This window comes from Gluconobacter sp., from assembly GCF_047723935.1.
Classification (GTDB): domain Bacteria; phylum Pseudomonadota; class Alphaproteobacteria; order Acetobacterales; family Acetobacteraceae; genus Gluconobacter.
Window position 1 is genome coordinate 23,015 of sequence record NZ_JBDOBO010000011.1, and the last position, 17,905, is coordinate 40,919.

12 protein-coding genes are annotated in these 17,905 nt (G+C 56.3%); 7 read left to right on the forward strand and 5 right to left on the reverse strand.

Annotated elements, in window-relative coordinates:
• Window positions 1-6 precede the first annotated feature (6 nt).
• Window positions 7-621, reverse strand: coding sequence for a LysE family translocator (locus ABF979_RS06660; protein ID WP_086634204.1), 615 nt, complete (start codon window positions 619-621; stop codon window positions 7-9).
• Between the two features lie 112 nt (window positions 622-733).
• Here ABF979_RS06660 and ABF979_RS06665 point away from each other — a divergent pair, with 112 nt between their 5' ends.
• The 5 genes from ABF979_RS06665 to ABF979_RS06685 all read left to right on the forward strand — a co-directional run bounded on the left by ABF979_RS06665 (window position 734) and on the right by ABF979_RS06685 (window position 8,749).
• On the forward strand, window positions 734-2,170 hold the full coding sequence (locus tag ABF979_RS06665) for a PLP-dependent aminotransferase family protein (RefSeq protein ID WP_415558657.1): 1,437 nt from the start codon (window positions 734-736) through the stop codon (window positions 2,168-2,170).
• 279 nt (window positions 2,171-2,449) lie between these two features.
• Window positions 2,450-3,910, forward strand: a complete 1,461-nt coding sequence (gene xdhA, locus ABF979_RS06670) for a xanthine dehydrogenase small subunit (RefSeq protein WP_415558659.1) — start codon at window positions 2,450-2,452, stop codon at window positions 3,908-3,910.
• Window positions 3,903-6,233: a xanthine dehydrogenase molybdopterin binding subunit gene (gene xdhB / locus ABF979_RS06675; RefSeq protein WP_415558661.1), complete on the forward strand. Its 2,331-nt coding sequence runs from the start codon at window positions 3,903-3,905 to the stop codon at window positions 6,231-6,233. Before xdhA ends, xdhB begins: the two co-directional genes overlap by 8 nt.
• A gap of 2 nt (window positions 6,234-6,235) precedes the next feature.
• Window positions 6,236-7,027: a xanthine dehydrogenase accessory protein XdhC gene (xdhC, locus tag ABF979_RS06680; RefSeq protein ID WP_415558662.1), complete on the forward strand. Its 792-nt coding sequence runs from the start codon at window positions 6,236-6,238 to the stop codon at window positions 7,025-7,027.
• A 180-nt stretch (window positions 7,028-7,207) separates the two neighbouring features.
• Window positions 7,208-8,749 (forward strand): glucoamylase family protein, encoded by a 1,542-nt coding sequence (locus ABF979_RS06685; RefSeq protein WP_415558664.1) that lies wholly within the window; start codon window positions 7,208-7,210, stop codon window positions 8,747-8,749.
• Window positions 8,750-8,767: 18 nt separating this feature from the next.
• On the opposite strand, the gene treZ is transcribed toward ABF979_RS06685, so the two are convergent.
• The 3 genes from treZ to glgA are packed head-to-tail and all read right to left on the reverse strand — an operon-like array spanning window position 8,768 to window position 14,396.
• Window positions 8,768-10,525, reverse strand: a complete 1,758-nt coding sequence (treZ, locus tag ABF979_RS06690) for a malto-oligosyltrehalose trehalohydrolase (protein WP_415558666.1) — start codon at window positions 10,523-10,525, stop codon at window positions 8,768-8,770.
• A 17-nt stretch (window positions 10,526-10,542) separates the two neighbouring features.
• Window positions 10,543-12,741: a 1,4-alpha-glucan branching protein GlgB gene (glgB, locus tag ABF979_RS06695; protein ID WP_415558668.1), complete on the reverse strand. Its 2,199-nt coding sequence runs from the start codon at window positions 12,739-12,741 to the stop codon at window positions 10,543-10,545.
• 14 nt (window positions 12,742-12,755) lie between these two features.
• Window positions 12,756-14,396, reverse strand: coding sequence for a glycogen synthase GlgA (glgA, locus tag ABF979_RS06700; RefSeq protein WP_415558670.1), 1,641 nt, complete (start codon window positions 14,394-14,396; stop codon window positions 12,756-12,758).
• Window positions 14,397-14,600: 204 nt separating this feature from the next.
• On the opposite strand from glgA, the gene glgX reads away from it, so the two are divergent.
• Window positions 14,601-16,739: a glycogen debranching protein GlgX gene (glgX, locus tag ABF979_RS06705; RefSeq protein ID WP_415558671.1), complete on the forward strand. Its 2,139-nt coding sequence runs from the start codon at window positions 14,601-14,603 to the stop codon at window positions 16,737-16,739.
• Window positions 16,740-16,823: 84 nt separating this feature from the next.
• A complete protein-coding gene (locus ABF979_RS06710) occupies window positions 16,824-17,012 on the forward strand; it encodes a YqaE/Pmp3 family membrane protein (protein ID WP_086634214.1) in 189 nt (62 codons plus the stop codon).
• Between the two features lie 74 nt (window positions 17,013-17,086).
• On the opposite strand, the gene ABF979_RS06715 is transcribed toward ABF979_RS06710, so the two are convergent.
• On the reverse strand, window positions 17,087-17,881 hold the full coding sequence (locus tag ABF979_RS06715; protein WP_415558673.1) for an SDR family NAD(P)-dependent oxidoreductase: 795 nt from the start codon (window positions 17,879-17,881) through the stop codon (window positions 17,087-17,089).
• Window positions 17,882-17,905 lie beyond the last annotated feature (24 nt).

Sequence of the window (17,905 nt, forward strand, 5' to 3'; positions counted from 1 at the left end):
TGAAATTCAGCGAGAGGCTGTTTCGAAAGCCAATGGGTAAAGGGAAGCGACCAGTAACAGAGCCATCGCATAGTTGAAGCTCCGTAACAGAAGCGGCCGATGGAGCCACCGTCTCATGCCTGCGCCAAAGCCAGCCCAGAGCGCGACGGAAGGGCAATTCACCAACCCACAGATGACGCCAGCGATGGCAAGGTTGAAGAAAAAACCTTCCTTCGGAACATAGGCTGCAACAATACCGACGGCCATGACCCAGGCTTTCGGGTTGACCCACTGGAAACCAGCAGCCTGCAGGAAGCTGATGGGCTTTCCTTTCCCATTGGCTTCAGGCGTTGCTGAGGATGTAGCAATTTTCCAAGCCAGCCAGAGCAGATAGGCCGCGCTGGCATATTTCAGGCCAACGTAAAACCAGGGTGCATGCTCGAACAGGCTTCCCAAACCAAGGCCGAGAATGACCACCATCAGGACAAACCCCAGCGCAACCCCAAGCATGTGTGGGATCGTTCGGCGGAAACCGTGTGTCAGCCCGGAGGACGCCAGCATCATATTGTTGGGGCCGGGCGTAACGGATGCGACAAACGTGAAAAGAACGAGAGGCGCAAAAGCCTGCCAGTAAGTCGGCATGACGGAATTTCCTGTTGCAGACGGGATGATCCTGATCACTATGACAAGGATTACCGGAACAGTACCGGTACAGTTGAACAGGATTCTTTCAGACTGTTCCGGAGGTTTGACCATGACAGTAACGCCAGCTCAGCATGGGACATTTCCTCTCTGGAAGCCCGTCCGTGGTGGTGACACAACGCTCGTTGCGCAACTCGAGACTGAATTCGCCGAGCGTATAGAGACACACAGGCTCAGGCCCGGCAGCCGCCTGCCGTCAGTTCGCAAAATGGCCGAAAGTGCAGGGCTCAGTCGCTATACGGTGATGGAAGCGTATGAGCGTCTTCTGGCGCGCGGGCTGGTTTTGTCACGGCCGGGCGCGGGATATTTCGTGCGCTCGCCCGTCGAGCCGCCGGTCTTTGCGGAAGCCATAACGCAGGCGCCGTCGGAACAGTCAAAGCTCGATGTGACATGGCTTTTGCGCGAAATGTTCGGCACCGGGCAGTCTAATCGCCTGACTGCGGCATCTGGTGTTCTTCCACCTCACTGGCTGGATGCGGATCTGATCGCCAGCGCCATTCGGGCTGCCGCACGGGAAGATTCTGCTGGGTTGCTGCAGTACGGCCACCCCCAGGGGAGCCCGCAGTTACGCCGACATATTGCAGCCATGCTGGGTGGTCAGGGCATCGCTGCGCATCCGGATCATCATCTGCTGATGACGGCGGGTGTCACGCATGGAATTGATCTTGTGCTGAGATTGATGGTCCAGCGTGGAGATACGGTACTGGTTGAGGAGCCGGGCTGGCCGTTGATTTTCGGTCGCCTGGCCGCTTACGAGGCAAGAATCATCAGTGTGCCGCGGGGACGGGAAGGGCCGGATCTGGAGGTTCTGGAGCGTCTGGCTGCGGAGCATAAACCGAAGCTTTTCCTGATTAACAGCGTCGTTCACAACCCCACGGGCTATACTCTCGGAGCCGCAGCGGCGCATGATATCCTGCGTTTGGCCGAGAAATATGACTTCATGGTTCTGGAAGACGATACCTACGCGGACTTCCATGACGGCACTGCTATTCGTCTTGCATCCATGGACCGCCTGCAACGGGTTATTCTCGTCACAGGCTATGCCAAGACGATGGCGGCTGGCCTGAGAGTGGGTGTGCTGGCGGCCCGTCCGGATATTGTGGCGCGGTTGACGGATTTAAAACTTCTGGCCGGTTTATGTACGCCGCAGCTGGGAGAAAACGTCATGGCGCGTCTTCTGAAAGATGGGCACTACGGTCGGCATCTTTCCCGGCTCCGGCAGAGGGTCAATCAGGCGCGCCAGAAATGTGTTGATGCGCTCATCGGATGTGGTCTTACGCTGCCGTATCTTCCGCCTGCGGGTATTTTCGTCTGGGCGGATTGTGGGCAGGATTCTGAGGCCGTTGCGCGGGCGGCATCTGCAAAAGGGATGCTTCTGGCACCCGGAACATTATTTTCTCCAACGCAGGCACCGTCGAGCATGTTGAGGTTCACAATCAGTGCTGTGGAGCAGCCCGAACTCTGGTCTGTTCTGAAAGGCCTCCTCTAAGGCTGCGCACTTAAAAGGCGTCGTTCAATCTGCTGCATAACGAAGCCAAAAGTGTGCTCGGTCGTATGCTCCAGCGGGCGTAATTTGTGCTCTCGAAAAAGCAACGCGTTATGCGTATCTTGGATATGGACGGCAACGCCCTCTTCAGTGCAGGACTCTGCTAGTCTCCCATTTTCATATTCGGGGTTTCCCCATCTTTACCCAGGGTCGAACTTTGACAGTCCAGCCAGCCTTCTTTCGTTTTGCTTTGCGCGTGTTGCCTCATGGAGGGCAAGAATCATGAGACAGGCTGTACAATTCTATCTCGGTGACGAGCACTGCACTCTCAGTGGCCTGAGCCCGACCCTGACACTTCTGGACTGGCTGCGTGACCGTGGCCGGACCGGAACGAAAGAAGGGTGTAACGAAGGCGACTGCGGTGCCTGCACTGTACTGGTCGTGCGACTGGATCAGGACCGGCTCGTCTGGCGTGCTGTGAATGCGTGTATCCAGTTTGTCAGCATGCTGGACGGGGCACAGGTTTATACGATTGAAGACCTCGGTACGCCGGACGCACCGCATCCTGTGCAGGCTGCCATGGTTGAACAGCACGGTTCACAGTGCGGTTTCTGTACACCTGGTTTTGTCATGTCCATGGCCGCGTATCGCAAGAGGCCTGACGCGACTGTCGATGACGCCCAGATTGACGATGCTTTGGCTGGAAATCTCTGCCGCTGCACCGGATACGCGCCGATCGTACGGGCCATGAAACAGTCCATGTCCGCCGGGCCGGACCGTTTCGATGCTCAGATTGAAACGATCACGGAGCGTCTAACAGCCCTGAATGATGGTGAAACCGTTCAGTTGTCCGGCACGGAAGGCACCCTCACAATTCCGGCGAGTGTCGATGTTCTGGCCGAAACGCTGGTGCAGCATCCCGATGCCACGATTGTCGCCGGGGCAACGGATGTGGGTCTGTGGGTGACCAAAGGCATGAAGCAACTGCGGCATGTTGTCTCGATCGGCCGTGTCCCTGAGTTGCGGAAGATTGAGCGCACGGATGGAGGCCTGACGATCGGGGCTGCCGTGACCTATCAGGAAGCCAAGCCGTTTATCGCAGAACTTCTCCCCGATGCGGCAGAGATGATCCGTCGGCTGGGCTCAACGCAGGTGCGAAACAGCGCGACAGTCTGTGGAAATATCGCCAATGGTTCGCCGATTGGCGACGGGCCACCAATGTTCATTGCCGCTGGTGCAACCCTGCATTTGCGACTGGGCAATGAACGTCGCTCCATGCCTCTGGAAGCCTATTTCATTGCTTATGGAAAGCAGGATCGGCGGCCCGGGGAGTTTGTGGAAGCCGTTACCCTTCCGGTTCCTGAAAAGGACGTTCAGTTCCGCGCTTACAAGATTTCCAAACGGTTCGATCAGGATATCTCAGCGGTTCTGGGGGCTTTTTTCATGCGCCGGAATGCAGACGGAATCATTACGTCCGTCCGGCTGGCCTATGGTGGGATGGCAGCGACACCGAAACGCGCAGCGAATGCTGAAGCGGCTCTGCTCGGCCGCCAGTGGGATGAGGCTGCGCTGGACGCCGCAAGGGATGCGATTGCACAGGACTTCACGCCTCTGACGGATATGCGCGCCACAGACTGGTATCGCCGGACAGTCGCCGCGAATCTGCTGACGCGCTTCTTTGAGGAAACAACGGGCGGCCCACAGGCCCGTCTGGCCCGTACGGGAGGGCTCGCCCATGTCTGAAGCTCGCAAGATCCCGATGGTTCAGGGTGCTGCCTCGACCAGCATGAAGCATGAAAGCGCGATCCTGCATGTGACAGGGCGCGCAAACTACATTGACGATATGCCTGAGCCGAAAGGCATGTTGCATGTTGTCCCGGGACTGAGCACGAAGGCGCATGCCCGCATTGTGTCCATGGATTTGAGCGCCGTGCGGTCTGCTCCGGGTGTGGTGCGGGTTCTGACTGCCGAGGATGTTCCGGGCGAGAACGAGATCAGCCCGGTTCATGCGCATGATGAGCCTCTGCTGGCCACGGATCATGTCTATTACTGGGGCCAGCCGATGTTTGCCGTAGTGGCAACGTCCCGGCAGGCTGCCCGTCAGGCCGTCCGGCTTGCCAAGATTGAGTATGAAGAAAAGCCCGCTATCCTGAACGTCGCTCAGGCGCGGAAAGCTGGCGGTGATTTGGTCTGGCGTCCGCTGGTCATGAAGCGTGGTGATGTGGATGCCGGACTGGCTGCCGCACCGCGTCGTCTGTCTGGCAATATCACGATGGGCGGCCAGGAGCATTTCTACCTCGAAGGCCAGGCCGCTCTGGCTCAGCCGGGTGAGGCCGGGGAAATGCGTGTCTGGTCTTCCACGCAGCATCCGTCTGAAACGCAGCATCTGGTGGCGTGTGTTCTGGGGCGGCCGCATCATCTGGTCACGACTGAAGTGCGCCGGATGGGCGGGGGCTTTGGGGGCAAAGAAACGCAGGCCAATGCTGCGGCCTGTCTGGCGGCCATTGCGGCTGATCTGACCGGGCAGGCTGCCAAGATGCGTCTGGACCGTGACGACGACATGATGATGACCGGCAAGCGGCATGATTTTGTCGTAGATTATGATGTCGGCTTCACGGATGACGGTGACATTCTGGCGGTCGATATGGTTCTGGCCGCCCGGTGTGGCTGGTCCGCCGATCTGTCCGGACCTGTGGTGGATCGTGCGCTGTTTCATGCGGACAACGCGTATTTTTATCCGGACGTACGGTTTCGTTCCGAACCACTGCGCACCAATACGCAGTCCAACACGGCTTATCGAGGCTTCGGTGGCCCGCAAGGCATTGTCGCGGCAGAGCGCGTGATTGAGGAAGTCGCATTCGCGACGGGGCTTGATCCTGTGACCGTGCGACTACGCAATTTCTATGGAACGACGGATCGGAACATCACGCCGTATCATATGACGGTGGAAGACTCGATTAGCCGGGAAATTGTCACGGAACTGGTGCGGCGCTGCGATTATGCAAAGCGCAAGGAAGAGATCCGCGCTTTCAATAAAACCAGTCGTTACATCAAGCGCGGGATTGCCCTGACGCCAGTAAAATTCGGCATTTCCTTCACGGCGACACATTACAATCAGGCTGGTGCTCTGGTTCATGTTTACACGGATGGTTCCGTGCAGGTGAACCATGGCGGGACGGAGATGGGGCAGGGTCTACACACGAAAATGGTGCAGATTGCCATGCGTGAGTTTGGCCTGACGTCCGATCGGGTCCGCATCACAGCCACCACAACGGGCAAGGTTCCCAACACATCCGCAACGGCTGCGTCTTCCGGGGCAGATCTGAACGGCATGGCAGTTCTGGATGCCATCACCAAGATCAAGCGCCGCATGATCGCGTTTGCCGCCGAGAAGTGGAACGTTGCTGAGGAAGACGTGCAGTTCCTGCCAGATGGCGTGCATGTCGGGTCAGACGTCATGACTTTCCAGCAACTCGCCTGGCAGGTTTATTTTGCCCGTATTTCCCTGTCTTCCAATGGGTTCTACAAAACGCCCAAGATTTCCTGGGACCCAGCAACGGGGCGGGGACGTCCGTTTTATTACTTCGCTTATGGCGCGGCCTGTGCCGAAGTGTCCGTTGATCTGCTGACGGGTGAGAACACCATGGACCGCGTGGATATTCTCCATGACGCCGGGCAGTCCCTGAATCCGGATATTGATGTCGGGCAGATTGAAGGCGGCTTCGTGCAGGGTGCTGGCTGGCTGACGATGGAAGAACTGGTCTGGGATCCTGCTGGCCGTCTGCGGACCCATGCTCCGAGTACGTACAAGATTCCGGCCTGTTCGGATCGTCCGCGTATTTTCAACGTGGAACTGCTTGAGAATATGCCGAACCGGGAAGAGACGATTTTCCGGTCCAAGGCGGTAGGAGAGCCACCGTTTGTGCATGGCGTGGCCGTTCTTCAGGCCATTTCGGATGCGCTGGCCAGCCTGAACGATTACAGGACGTGCCCGCAGCTTGATGCGCCCGCGACGCCGGAACGGGTTCTGCGGACTGCCATGAGCCTCCGTGGCGAGATCGACTGATCATGCTGGAAGCCATCCGCCGCTGGCGTGATGCGGGGGAGGCGGTGGCCAGAATTACGGTTCTGGTCGCCAAGGGCTCCACGCCGCGTGAGGCCGGAGCCTATATGCTCCTCACACAACACGAGCAGGTTGGCACGATCGGTGGCGGGCGTCTGGAGTGGGATTGCATGGCGGATGCCCGCGCCCTTCTCACCAATGGTGACGATCATCTGGAGCGGCATATCCCGCTGGGGCCTGCCATCAATCAGTGCTGTGGCGGTGCCGTAACGGTTAGCATCGAGCGTATACGGGACCTGGATGACATTGAGCGTCGGGCCTGGAAGGAGCGGGAGATGCTGCCTCAGTTGATTCTGTTCGGAGCAGGGCATGTTGGGAGAGCGCTGGCGAAATCGCTGGCGCTTCTGCCCCTCAGGCTTGTCTGGGTTGATGCCCGGCAAGATGAGTTCGGGCCTGTTCCGCCAACAGTCGAAGCACAGATCACATCCGACTGGGAAAGCACTTTGAATGCAGCGCCTGCTGGTTCGGGCGTTCTGGTGCTGACACAAAGTCACACTCTGGATGCCCTCATTACGGGGGCAGCGTTGGCGCGAAATGATCTGCGATACGTTGGGATGATCGGCTCTCGTACGAAACGGAAACGTTTTGAAAGTGCGTTCCGGGCAATCGACATCCCGCAGCAGCAGATTGATAAACTGGTGTGCCCGATTGGAGATTTTGGCGTACGGGACAAGCGTCCTGAGATGATTGCAGCCTTCGTAACGGCAGAAATTGCTGCTCGTCTTCTGGAGGTCTGACGACATCGGGATGTGAGAATCGTCTATGTAACGAAAGCTTACAAAACCGCTCCGGATGTTTGAATTTCAGAGTGGATAATTTTCGATATTTCTGGCAGTTTTCCAAGCCTCGCAGACATCACGCCGTTGTGATGTAACACCACGTTCAAGTGATGCATCTTCTGCGCTTATGGTGAACCTATGAGCACTGACTTTCGGATGCAGCCTGCGCCAGGCAGCAGGTTTCTCTCGACAGCACGACGTGCAGGACAAAAGTTCTGTGCTTCATCCTCCCGTATCCTCCGGACTGGAGTGGCGGCAGGAGTTGTGCATCTTGCCATCTTTTCAGGGTCTGCCATTGCGGCAGGCGCGGCGATACCGCAGGCCGACAAACCACCATCCCTCACGACAGCGGATCAGGCTTTTGTGGAAGATCTGGAACATCGGACGTTCCGATGGTTCTGGGATACGGCCAACCCCAAGAATGGGCTGATCCCTGATCGGTCTCCCTTGCCGAATGGTGCTGCGAGCATTGCGGGTGTGGGCTTCGGTTTGACGGCTTATGGGATTGGAGCGGAGCGCGGATACATAACCCGCCAACAGGCTGCGGACCGCACGCTGACGACCCTGAGATTTCTGATTGGTCTGCCGCAGAACGACAAGGTTTCAGGTGCAGCAGGGTACAAAGGCTTTTTCTACCATTTTCTGGACCCCAATACCGGCCTGCGCGTCGCGGACTGGTCTGAACTTTCCAGTGTAGACACAACGCTTCTCATGGGCGGTGTTCTCTTTTCCCAGTCTTATTATGACCGGGATACTGCGCAGGAAAAAGAAATCCGCGACATTGCTGATCGCCTGTACCGTCGTATCGACTGGACGTGGATGAAAGCGCATGGCCCTTGGCTGAGCATGGGCTGGTCGCCGCCCAACACGTTCATCACGACGGATTGGAAGGGCTATAATGAAGGTCTGATCATTTATCTTCTGGCCATTGCATCGCCGACGCATCCCCTTGCGGCAGAAACATGGAAGACCTGGACGGCAACCTACGACGGGCAATGGGGAGATTTTCAGGGCCATAAGCTGCTGAATTTCGCACCACTCTTTGGTCACCAGTACAGCGAATCCTGGATTGATTTCCGTGGCATTCAGGACGATTTCAATCGCAAGCATGATGATGACTATTTCCAAAACGGGCGTGAAGCCGTGTACGCGCAGCGCGCTTACGCACAGGCTAATCCCGGAGACTGGAAGGACTACGGTGCCAATATCTGGGGTCTGACCGCCTGTGATGGCCCCGGGGACATTCAGCAGGATTATGACGGAAAGCATCGCCATTACCTCGCCTACAGTGCGCGTGGTGCAGGCCGGGATTACATTCTGGACGATGGCACCATTGCACCAACAGCCGCGGGCGGATCGATTGCCTTCGCGCCTGAAATTGCTCTTCCCGCACTGGAAGAGATGCGCAAGCGCTACGGAAGCCGGATTTACAATCAGTATGGCTTCCTGGACTCCTTCAACCCGTCATTCAAAGACAAGAATGATTACTGGGTCGACGGGCAGCAGCTTGGCATTGATCAGGGACCTATTCTGCTGATGCTGGAAAACTGGCGCAGTGGCTTCGTGTGGAACACGATGAAAAAGAATCCTTACCTGCGTGATGGTTTGAAGCGCGCGGGATTTCAGGGCGGCTGGCTGAACGAAAAAACAGCGTCCAGCCAGGGCGACCGTCCGCTGTAATTTTGTAGGTCGCTCTTGTTAAAAGGCGCGACCAAGTGCCGCAACGAGCGTTCCGGGCGGAAGCGTCTGGGATGCTCGTTTAAGGCTGGTTTCGTAAAAGATGTTTTCTGGCTCGGAGAGCGAGACAGTGTCTGTCCCCAGATTAACGGCGATGGTCAGCAGGCTGCCGTCCCCAAGAGTCCAGGAGGCAATGACAGCTTTCTCTCCCAGAATATCAGCTCCCGCGCTGTAAGCTCCTTTCAGGTGCGGCGTAATTCTGGAATGGCGTAAGGCCAAAAGTTCTTTTGTTCTGGCAAGCCATGCCTGACCCTCCGGTGTGTCCCGTTCGGCTCGGTCCGGGCGAGAAATTCGAAATGTTTTCGGGTCAGTGGGGCTAGGAAGTGTCGCAAGAATTTCCGGGTCCGTCAGGTTGCAGTATTCGGCAAACTGCTCTTCGCGCCCACGACGGACCTTCTCGCCAATAGCGCCGTGAAAATCTGAAAAGAAATAGAATGGTGCTTTTGAGCCCCACTCTTCCCCAAGGAATAGCATTGGCGTCATGGGGCAAAGAAGAAGCAGTGCATAGGCGGCTTTGAAGGCGTCCGGGTCAGAAAGGGTGATCAATCTTTCCCCCAGAGGGCGATTACCGATCTGATCGTGGTTTTGTAAAAACGTTACGAATTTTGTTGGAGGCAAATCGCTGCTCGGACTGCCACGCGGTTTCCGACGCGGCGGAAAATATTCGCCCTGCCACGCAAGCCCCTCTGTCAGGACACGTTTAAGCAAGCCGGTTGTTTCGTGATGAAACGGCAGGAAAAACCCCTTGTCCTCTCCGCTGAGCATGACGGTCAGGGTGTGGTGCCAGTCCTCGCTCCACTGTCCGGAATAGCCATCGCGCAGAAGGCCCGCGTCATTGTTCTCGTTTTCAAGGATTAAATGGACATGCCGCCCTTTTTCGACAGTCTTGTGAATGCGGCTTTGAAGTTTATAAAACCATTGTCGATCCGTAATGGCCCATGCGGCATCGATGCGGAGGCCGTCGAAGCGATATTCCATCAGCCAGTAAAGCGCATTGTCGATAAAGAAATCTGCTACGATTGGGTTATGGAAGTCGATACCATCACCCCAGGGTGTGTCGTAGCGCGGGTCGAAGAAGCCCTTTGCATATTCCAGCAGGTAATTCCCATCTGGGCCGAAGTGATTGTACACAACATCCAGAAAGACCATCAGACCCAGTGAATGAGCATGGTCGATCAGGTCCTTCAGGGCTTCCGGCCGTCCATAAGCTGGCGTTGGGGCATAAACCAGAACGCCATCATATCCCCAGTTCCAGTGACCACTGAAACTGTTGACCGGCATGAACTGAACGGTTGTGATGCCCAGATCTGCCAGTTCCTGAAGGCGGGCTTTCATGCCCTCATAATTGCCTTCAAGACCCAGATGCGTCTCGTAAATGATTGTTTCTTCCCATGGGCGCCCCTTCCAGTCTGGTGTTTTCCAATCATAAAAATCGGGGTCAAGAATTTCGCTTCGCCCATGTACGCCATCAGGCTGAAAGCGGCTGGCCGGGTCAGGAACCGTGACGTTGTCGCGGACGCGGTAGAGGTATCGCGCTCCGGCACCGCAAGGTGCTTCGGCGACGAATGTTCCATCTGCGTGTCGCCTCATGGCGATGGGCGGAAGGTCCTCCACCTCCACGAAAACTCTCTCACAGGAGGGAGCCCAGAGCGTGAACCGTGTCCGATCGGGAGCGATGAGTTCTGCACCCAGGCGGTTTTTAAACCTGAAGGAAGACATGCGCTGCGTCCTTTGTCTCAGGGGGCTGGAGAAAGATAAAGCACGGCAAGGGGTGGGAGGATCAGTTCGACAGAGTGTGGCATGCCATGGGCGGGAATATCCTGGGCGTACACTCGCCCATGATTGCCGAGATTACTTCCGCCCAGATGGGCTGCGTCTGTATTGAGGAGCTCTCGCCATTCACCGCGCCATGGAACGCCGATGCGGTAGTTCATGCGGGGAACAGGCGTCATGTTGCCCACAACAAGAACAGGGCGTGCATCTGGAGACTGTCTGAGCCAGGCAAAAACGGTGTTTGCGATATCATCGGCAACGAGCCACTGAAACCCTTCATGCTCATCATCGGAAGCGTGAAGAGCAGGGTGCGAGCGATACAGCGTGTTGATGGAACGAACCGTCTCATGCATGCCGCGGCCATACCCGTCCCACAGCCGATACCATGCCAACTCACCTTCATGATTCCATTCGTGCGGTTGAGCCAGCTCTCCACCCATGAAGAGAAGTTTTCGGCCCGGATAGGCCCACATCAGGGCATAGAGTATGCGCAGATTGGCATGTTTCTGCCACTCATCTCCCGGCATTTTGGTCAGGAGAGACCCTTTTCCGTGAACAACCTCATCATGGGAAAGTGGCAGGATAAAACGTTCCGAATAAGCATAGATCATGCCGAAAGTGATGTCGTTTGCGTGGTAACTGCGCCAGAGCGGATCAAGCTCCATGTACCGCAGCGTGTCATGCATCCAGCCCATATTCCATTTGTAGGTAAAGCCCAGGCCGCCTGTTCTGGCGGGCGCTGTCACGCCTGGCCAGGACGTCGATTCTTCCGCGATCAGCATTGTGTCGGGGTGGAGGTCTTCCAGTGTTTCTGAAAGATGGCGCAGGAAATTGACCGCTTCCAGATTTTCGCGCCCTCCATGAATATTGGGGCGCCATTCGCCTTCTTTGCGGCTGTAATCCCGGTACAGCATGGACGCGACAGCATCGACGCGCAGGCCGTCGACATGGAACTGTTCAAGCCAATGGAGAGCGCTCCCCGCCAGAAAACCACAGACTTCATTGCGCCCGTAATTATAAATCAGGGTGTGCCAGTCCTGATGATAGCCTTCCTGCGGGTCTGCATGTTCATAGAGGTGTGTGCCATCGAACTGGCTAAGCCCGTGCTGATCCGCTGGGAAGTGGGCCGGGACCCAGTCGATGATGACGCCGAGGCCAGCCTGGTGGCAACGATTAACGAAGTTGGCAAATTGAGCACGTGAACCATGGCGCACTGTAGGCGCATACAGGCTGAGCGGCTGATAACCCCATGAGCCGGAATAGGGATATTCCGCGATCGGGAGGAGCTCCAAATGAGTGAATCCCAGATCCTGAAGATACGGAATGAGCGCATCTCCCAGTTCCTCCCATGTCATGATGTCATTGCCATGCTGGGGATGCCGCCATGAGGGGGCATGAATTTCGTAAATTGAAATGGGAGCCTGACTGGCATGTCTGGCCGCGCGCGTGCTCATCCAGTCTGCGTCGTGCCAGACAAAGTCATCTGGTGCTGCAATAACAGAGGCATTGGCAGGCGGAAGTTCTGCGGCTTTGGCATAGGGGTCAGCCTTGGCGGGAAGGACGCGTCCATCCTGAGAGACTATTTCGTATTTGTAACGCTCTCCAGCGTGTACGCTGGGAATGAACAACTCCCACACGCCAGAGCCATGACGCAGGCGCATGCAATGCCGGCGGCCATCCCAGATATTGAAATCTCCCACGACGGAAACACGCTTGGCATTTGGCGCCCACACTGCGAAGCGGACGCCGCTCACACCGTCAACGGTCATGGGGATGGCGCCCATCATCTGGTCGATCTGCTGATGCTTCCCTTCTGAAAAAAGATACAAATCCATGTCGCCCAGAAGAAGGCCGAAGCTGTATGGGTCATGGGTGTCCTGCCAGGCATCGGCCCAGCGGATGCGCAGGTGATAGCGGGCGGAGCGGGGGAGCGTGGCGGAATACAGGCCGCGATCATCGATCCGACGCATGGTCTTTTCCAGGACCTGCCCTGATGCCTGTTCCACCATGAGATGGACTTCCACTGCATCAGGGTAAAAGACTCTCACAATATCCTGGCGATGATCCCGGTGGCGGCCGAGCAGAGCAAACGGGTCACTGCACTGCCCGGCCATAAGTGCGTCTGTCATGGATTGAAGAACGGGATCGACCGGACGAGCCATTATGCGGAAAACCTTCAGGATCGGGTGCCCGTACGGGGCGTGAATGGAACAAGTGCGGACGTGGCTGTGTCGCCCGCGGTGCGCGGCATCCGGGCAACCTGCCGTGACAGCCGTGGACGTGCAGATGCCGGATCGGCCCGGCGTGGGGCGATATCACTGCCCGGCTCTGTCATGACTGTTTCATGGCCGGTCATATCCTGCAGCAGGCGGGCGTATTGCGCGGCTTTGCCATTCCAGGACACATCGTGCAGCGCCCCATTCCGCTGCATCCGTGCCCAGACGGCTTTTTGACGAAACAATGCCTGCGCGCGGCGGATTGCCAGATACAGCATGTCTTCCGTTGTGGGGGAAAACAGGATTCCGTTTGCAACGCCCTCTGACACGGCGGCTGAATTGGCATCAATAATGGTGTCGCTCAGCCCTCCCACGCGGGCTGCAATCGGGATTGATCCGTAACGCAGCGCATGAAACTGTGTCAGGCCGCAGGGTTCAAAGCGCGAGGGGATTAAGGATGCATCGACCGCAGAGTGTAGTCTGTGGCCGAGTGTTTCGCTGTACCGCAGATGGCAGACGAAATTTTGCGGATACCGGCTTCGTAGGGCCGCAAACTCCTGCATGATGCCTTCATCACCCACACCGACAACAGCGAGCTGGATATTCTCCTGAAAGAGGCGAGGGGCCAGCTTTGCGAGAAGGTCAGCCCCTTTCTGTGTTGTCAGACGACTGACCATCCCGAGAAGCAGAGCATCCGATTTCTGGGGAAGGCCAAACTCAGCCTGAAACACACGCTTGTTCGCACGGCGCGCGATGATGTCTCCAACCGCATAAGGAAAAAAAACGGAGGGATCGGTCATGGGGTTCCATTCCCGAAGGTCCACGCCATTCAGGATACCGGTCAAGGCGTTGGAACGTGCCCGCAGGACGGTATCCAGCCCCATTCCTTCCTCAGGGGTCTGAATTTCTTCTGCATAAGTTGGTGACACACTGATCAGCCGATCTGAAAGCTGAAGCGCAGCCTTCATGAAGCTGATCTGGCCGTAATATTCGAGTTGGTCGAAGGTAAAAGACCAGTCCGGCAAACCGAATGTATGCAGCATTTCGCGGGGAAAGAGCCCTTGAAACGCGAGATTATGCACGACATGGGCCACCGGCGGTGTCGGGCCCTCCATATAGCGCAGATAGGCGGCAACCAGCCCGGCGTGCCAGTCATGGCTCAGAACTGCGTCGGGCTTCCAGCCCGGGAGTGTTCCGGAGGCAATCAAGGCAGCCGCTCGGCAGAGGACTGCGTAACGGATGCCGTTGTCGCTCCAGGGCTGCCCGTCTGGAGTAAGATATGGATTGCCGGGACGGTTATAGAGTTCTGGGACGTCTACGACATAGAGCGTGTTTCCATCGGTCCGGCCTTCCCAGATCGTGACGGTATATCCAAGAACATTATCAATCCGGATCGTTTCTTTGCGATTGCAGAGTGCGTGCAGAACGGCTGGGTAGCCGGGAACGAGGGTGCGCGTGCAGATTCTATGAGGTTCAAGTGCGGCCGGCAGTGAGCCAACAACATCTCCCAGCCCTCCGGTCTTGATCAGCGGATAGATCTCCGCAGCCACAGACAGGAGTTGCAGTTCTCTCAGGGCTGATACGGGCGTATTCGTTGTCATCACACACCCCCTTCTCGCTATCATGCGGAGTTGGATATTTTTTGGCTTTGTCGAGGGCACAACGTCTGATGGATGGTGTTGGAAACGCCTTCACAAATAATTTACAGCCATGTCAGACCCCGCTCCAGCGTTACCGCCTTGAAAGCTGCACGGCTCTGCCACGGGGCAGGAAAGCTGGCTTGCGTTTTTGCTGGAACAATCAAGATGAGCAGTTCGCGTCAGAAGGGATTACAGGAAGGAAACCCCAATAATCTCGGAGCTACGTATGACGATTCCGGGGTCAATTTCGCCGTTTTTTCTGCCCACGCCAAAGCTGTTGAAGTCTGCCTTTTTGATGAAAACGGAACACGTGAAACAGACCGGATCCGTCTGCCCGAATATACCGATCATGTTTTTCATGGATGGATCCCGGATCTGAAGCCGGGGCAGTTATATGGTTACCGTGTTCATGGGCCTTATGAGCCGGATGAAGGACATCGGTTCAATCCCAACAAATTGCTGATGGATCCGTACGCCAGGGCATTTCATGGCGATCTGACATGGGATCCTTCCCTGTTTGGATATGAGCTGGACCATCCTGACAAGGACCTGAGTTACAGTACGGCAGACAGTGCATCATTCGTACCAAAAGCGATCATCATAGATCCGACACCTCAGCATTTTGACCATCCTGACACACCCTGGACGGATACGGTCATCTACGAAATGCATGTGAAAGGATACACGCGGCTGAATGGTGCAGTGCCCGAGAAACTGCGCGGAACCTATGCCGGACTGTCAGACCCGAAACTTCTGAAAAGTATTCGGGATATGGGTGTGACGGCGGTGGAATTCCTGCCTGTTCAGAGCTTTGTCAGTAGCAAATTTCTGGCGGATAAGGGCCTGAGAAATTACTGGGGCTATAATACGATCGGTTTTTTTGCCCCCGAAAGCCATTACGCAGCAGAGCCTGATAATGCGGCTCAGGAATTCCGGGCTTTGGTGCGTGCCTGCCACGAGGCGGGCCTCGAAGTTATTCTGGATGTTGTTTATAACCATACAGCCGAGGGTAACGAGCTTGGCCCTACCCTTTCATTCCGGGGCTTGGATAATGTTTCCTATTACCGGCTCATGCCGGACAGCAAAAGACATTACATAAACGAAACAGGAACCGGAAACACATTCAGCCTGACACATCTGAACTGCATCCGCTTTGTTGCGGACAGCTTGAGATATTGGGTCAAGGAAATGGGTGTTGATGGATTTCGGTTTGATCTCGGAACAATACTTGCCCGTGAAGAAGACGGTTTCCACAATGATGCAACGTTTCTGCGTGTCTGCCGTCAGGATCCGGTGCTGTCGCATGTGAAACTGATTGCCGAGCCTTGGGACGTTGGCCCCGGCGGGTATCAGGTTGGGAATTTTCCGCCGGGCTGGGCGGAGTGGAATGACACGTTCCGGGATACTGTTCGTGATTTCTGGCGTGGCGAGGCCAAGTCAGGCGCCCTTGCGCCCAGGCTTCTGGCCAGCCCGGACCGTTTCAACCACAGTGGGCGGCAGACATGGGCCAGTGTGAATTTTGTCACGGCTCATGATGGCTTCACGCTCATGGACTGCGTTTCCTACAACGAGCGTCATAACGATGCGAACGGGGAGGACGGCAAGGATGGTTCTCCCGATAACCGATCCTTCAATTATGGTGTGGAAGGACCGACAGAAGACCCGGATATTAATGCTACTCGCTGGCGCCAATGCAGGAACATGCTGTCCACACTGCTGCTGTCACAGGGAACGCCGATGCTTCTGGCCGGTGACGAATTTGGCCGGACGCAGCAGGGGAACAATAATGCCTACTGCCAGGACAGTGAGATTTCATGGCTGAACTGGGAGATCGGCAAAGAAGGCGCCCAACTTCAGAGTTTCGTTCGCCGCTTAACAGGATTGAGGCGCCGGTATCCCATTCTCCGGCGTGGGCGCTTTCTGACGGAGGCTTACAATAAAGAGCTGGATGTTCAGGAACTTACCTGGCTGACTGCTGGCGGCAACCAGATGATGCCGGAAGACTGGGGGCATGATCAGTGTTTTGGTCTGATGATTGACGGCCGCAGCCAGCGGAGTGGCATCATGCGACGCGGGTCAGATGCGACTGTTCTGCTTGTATTTAATGGATGGAAAGACGCCGTTCCATTCATACTGCCAGAGACAGGAGAAGGCCGGTGGAAGCTTCTGCTGGACACAAACCAGCCAGACGCTGGTGGCGAGATTGAGAAAGAAGTCTTTGACCAGAAGCATGAATACACCGTCACCGGTCGATCTCTGCTGCTGCTGGAACTGATTTGTCGTGAAGCTGGCGAGTGTGCCTGACGGCGGACATGGCGGATGAAACATTGCATCCATGTCAGACCTGACGAAGAATGACGGATCCTGTTTTAAGGAAAGGACTATCTTATGCGTCTCATTCTTGCCCTGCTTCTGCCGTGGCTTCAGTTCTTCACCATTGGTCGCCCGTTTGCAGGTATTATCTGCCTGTTCCTTCAGGTGACTGTCATTGGCTGGATCCCGGCTGCAATCTGGTCCGTGTATGCGTTGAGCCAGTATCGCACAGATCAGAAGCTGGCCGCTGCACGTCGCGGCTGAGCCTGTAACGGCCCATAAAAAAGCCCCGGCGTCGAAAGGCGCCGGGGCTTTTTTATTATTCTCAATTCGGGTCTTTAGATCGTATCGACGGTTCCACCATCAACCCGCAAAGCTGCACCCGTCGTGGCAGAGGCGAGGGGCGATGCTGCGTAAACAACGATATTCGCGACTTCATCAACTGTTGCCATGCGCTGAAGGATATTGCTTGGGCGGTGCTTCCGGACGAAATCCGCCGCAAGCTCTTCCACAGGCTGAGTGCTGTCAGGGTGCTGGGCCTTGAGCATGTCTTCTACACCCTCGGAAAGGGTCGGTCCTGGCAGGATGGAATTTACCGTGACATTCGTCCCCGCCATATCCTTGGCCAGACCGCGGGCAAGGCCCAGCATGGCCGTTTTGCTGACACCGTAGTCGATCATTTCCACAGGAATATTGATTGCCGATTCCGATGCAATGAAAAGGACACGGCCCCAGTTACGCTCTTTCATGCCGGGCATATAGGCACGCGCCAGCCTGACACCGGAAAAGAGGTTTACCTCGAACAGCTTCTGCCAGCTTTCATCCGTGGTTTTGAAGAAGTCATTGGGGCCAAAAATTCCGGCATTGTTGATCAGGATATCAACGGCGCTTTCAGTATTTATAAGCGTGTCGCATCCTTCGGCCGTTCCAACATCCGCAACCACACTGCGAAAGGTACCACCAGGAATACGTTCCCGGAGAACGTCTAGCGCTTTGTCGACGCTTTCCTGTTTGCGGCCGTTGATGATGACGGTTGCGCCAGCTTCTGCCAGGCGCCGCGCTATGGCGAGCCCGATCCCGCCAGTGGACCCTGTAACAAGGGCTGTACGACCACTCAGATCAATTCCAAGCATGGCGGGTTTCCTTCTTCAGCAGAT

What these genes read in the sequence shown, in the direction of transcription:
- glgB (WP_415558668.1), bottom strand. Translation starts at nt 12,741, where the DNA reads ATGGCTCGTCCGGTCGATCCCGTTCTTCAATCCATGACAGACGCACTT.
- glgX (WP_415558671.1), top strand. Translation starts at nt 14,601, where the DNA reads ATGAGCAGTTCGCGTCAGAAGGGATTACAGGAAGGAAACCCCAATAAT.
- treZ (WP_415558666.1), bottom strand. Translation starts at nt 10,525, where the DNA reads ATGTCTTCCTTCAGGTTTAAAAACCGCCTGGGTGCAGAACTCATCGCT.
- ABF979_RS06660 (WP_086634204.1), bottom strand. Translation starts at nt 621, where the DNA reads ATGCCGACTTACTGGCAGGCTTTTGCGCCTCTCGTTCTTTTCACGTTT.
- xdhB (WP_415558661.1), top strand. Translation starts at nt 3,903, where the DNA reads ATGTCTGAAGCTCGCAAGATCCCGATGGTTCAGGGTGCTGCCTCGACC.
- ABF979_RS06685 (WP_415558664.1), top strand. Translation starts at nt 7,208, where the DNA reads ATGAGCACTGACTTTCGGATGCAGCCTGCGCCAGGCAGCAGGTTTCTC.
- xdhA (WP_415558659.1), top strand. Translation starts at nt 2,450, where the DNA reads ATGAGACAGGCTGTACAATTCTATCTCGGTGACGAGCACTGCACTCTC.
- ABF979_RS06665 (WP_415558657.1), top strand. Translation starts at nt 734, where the DNA reads ATGACAGTAACGCCAGCTCAGCATGGGACATTTCCTCTCTGGAAGCCC.
- ABF979_RS06715 (WP_415558673.1), bottom strand. Translation starts at nt 17,881, where the DNA reads ATGCTTGGAATTGATCTGAGTGGTCGTACAGCCCTTGTTACAGGGTCC.
- glgA (WP_415558670.1), bottom strand. Translation starts at nt 14,396, where the DNA reads ATGACAACGAATACGCCCGTATCAGCCCTGAGAGAACTGCAACTCCTG.
- xdhC (WP_415558662.1), top strand. Translation starts at nt 6,236, where the DNA reads ATGCTGGAAGCCATCCGCCGCTGGCGTGATGCGGGGGAGGCGGTGGCC.
- ABF979_RS06710 (WP_086634214.1), top strand. Translation starts at nt 16,824, where the DNA reads ATGCGTCTCATTCTTGCCCTGCTTCTGCCGTGGCTTCAGTTCTTCACC.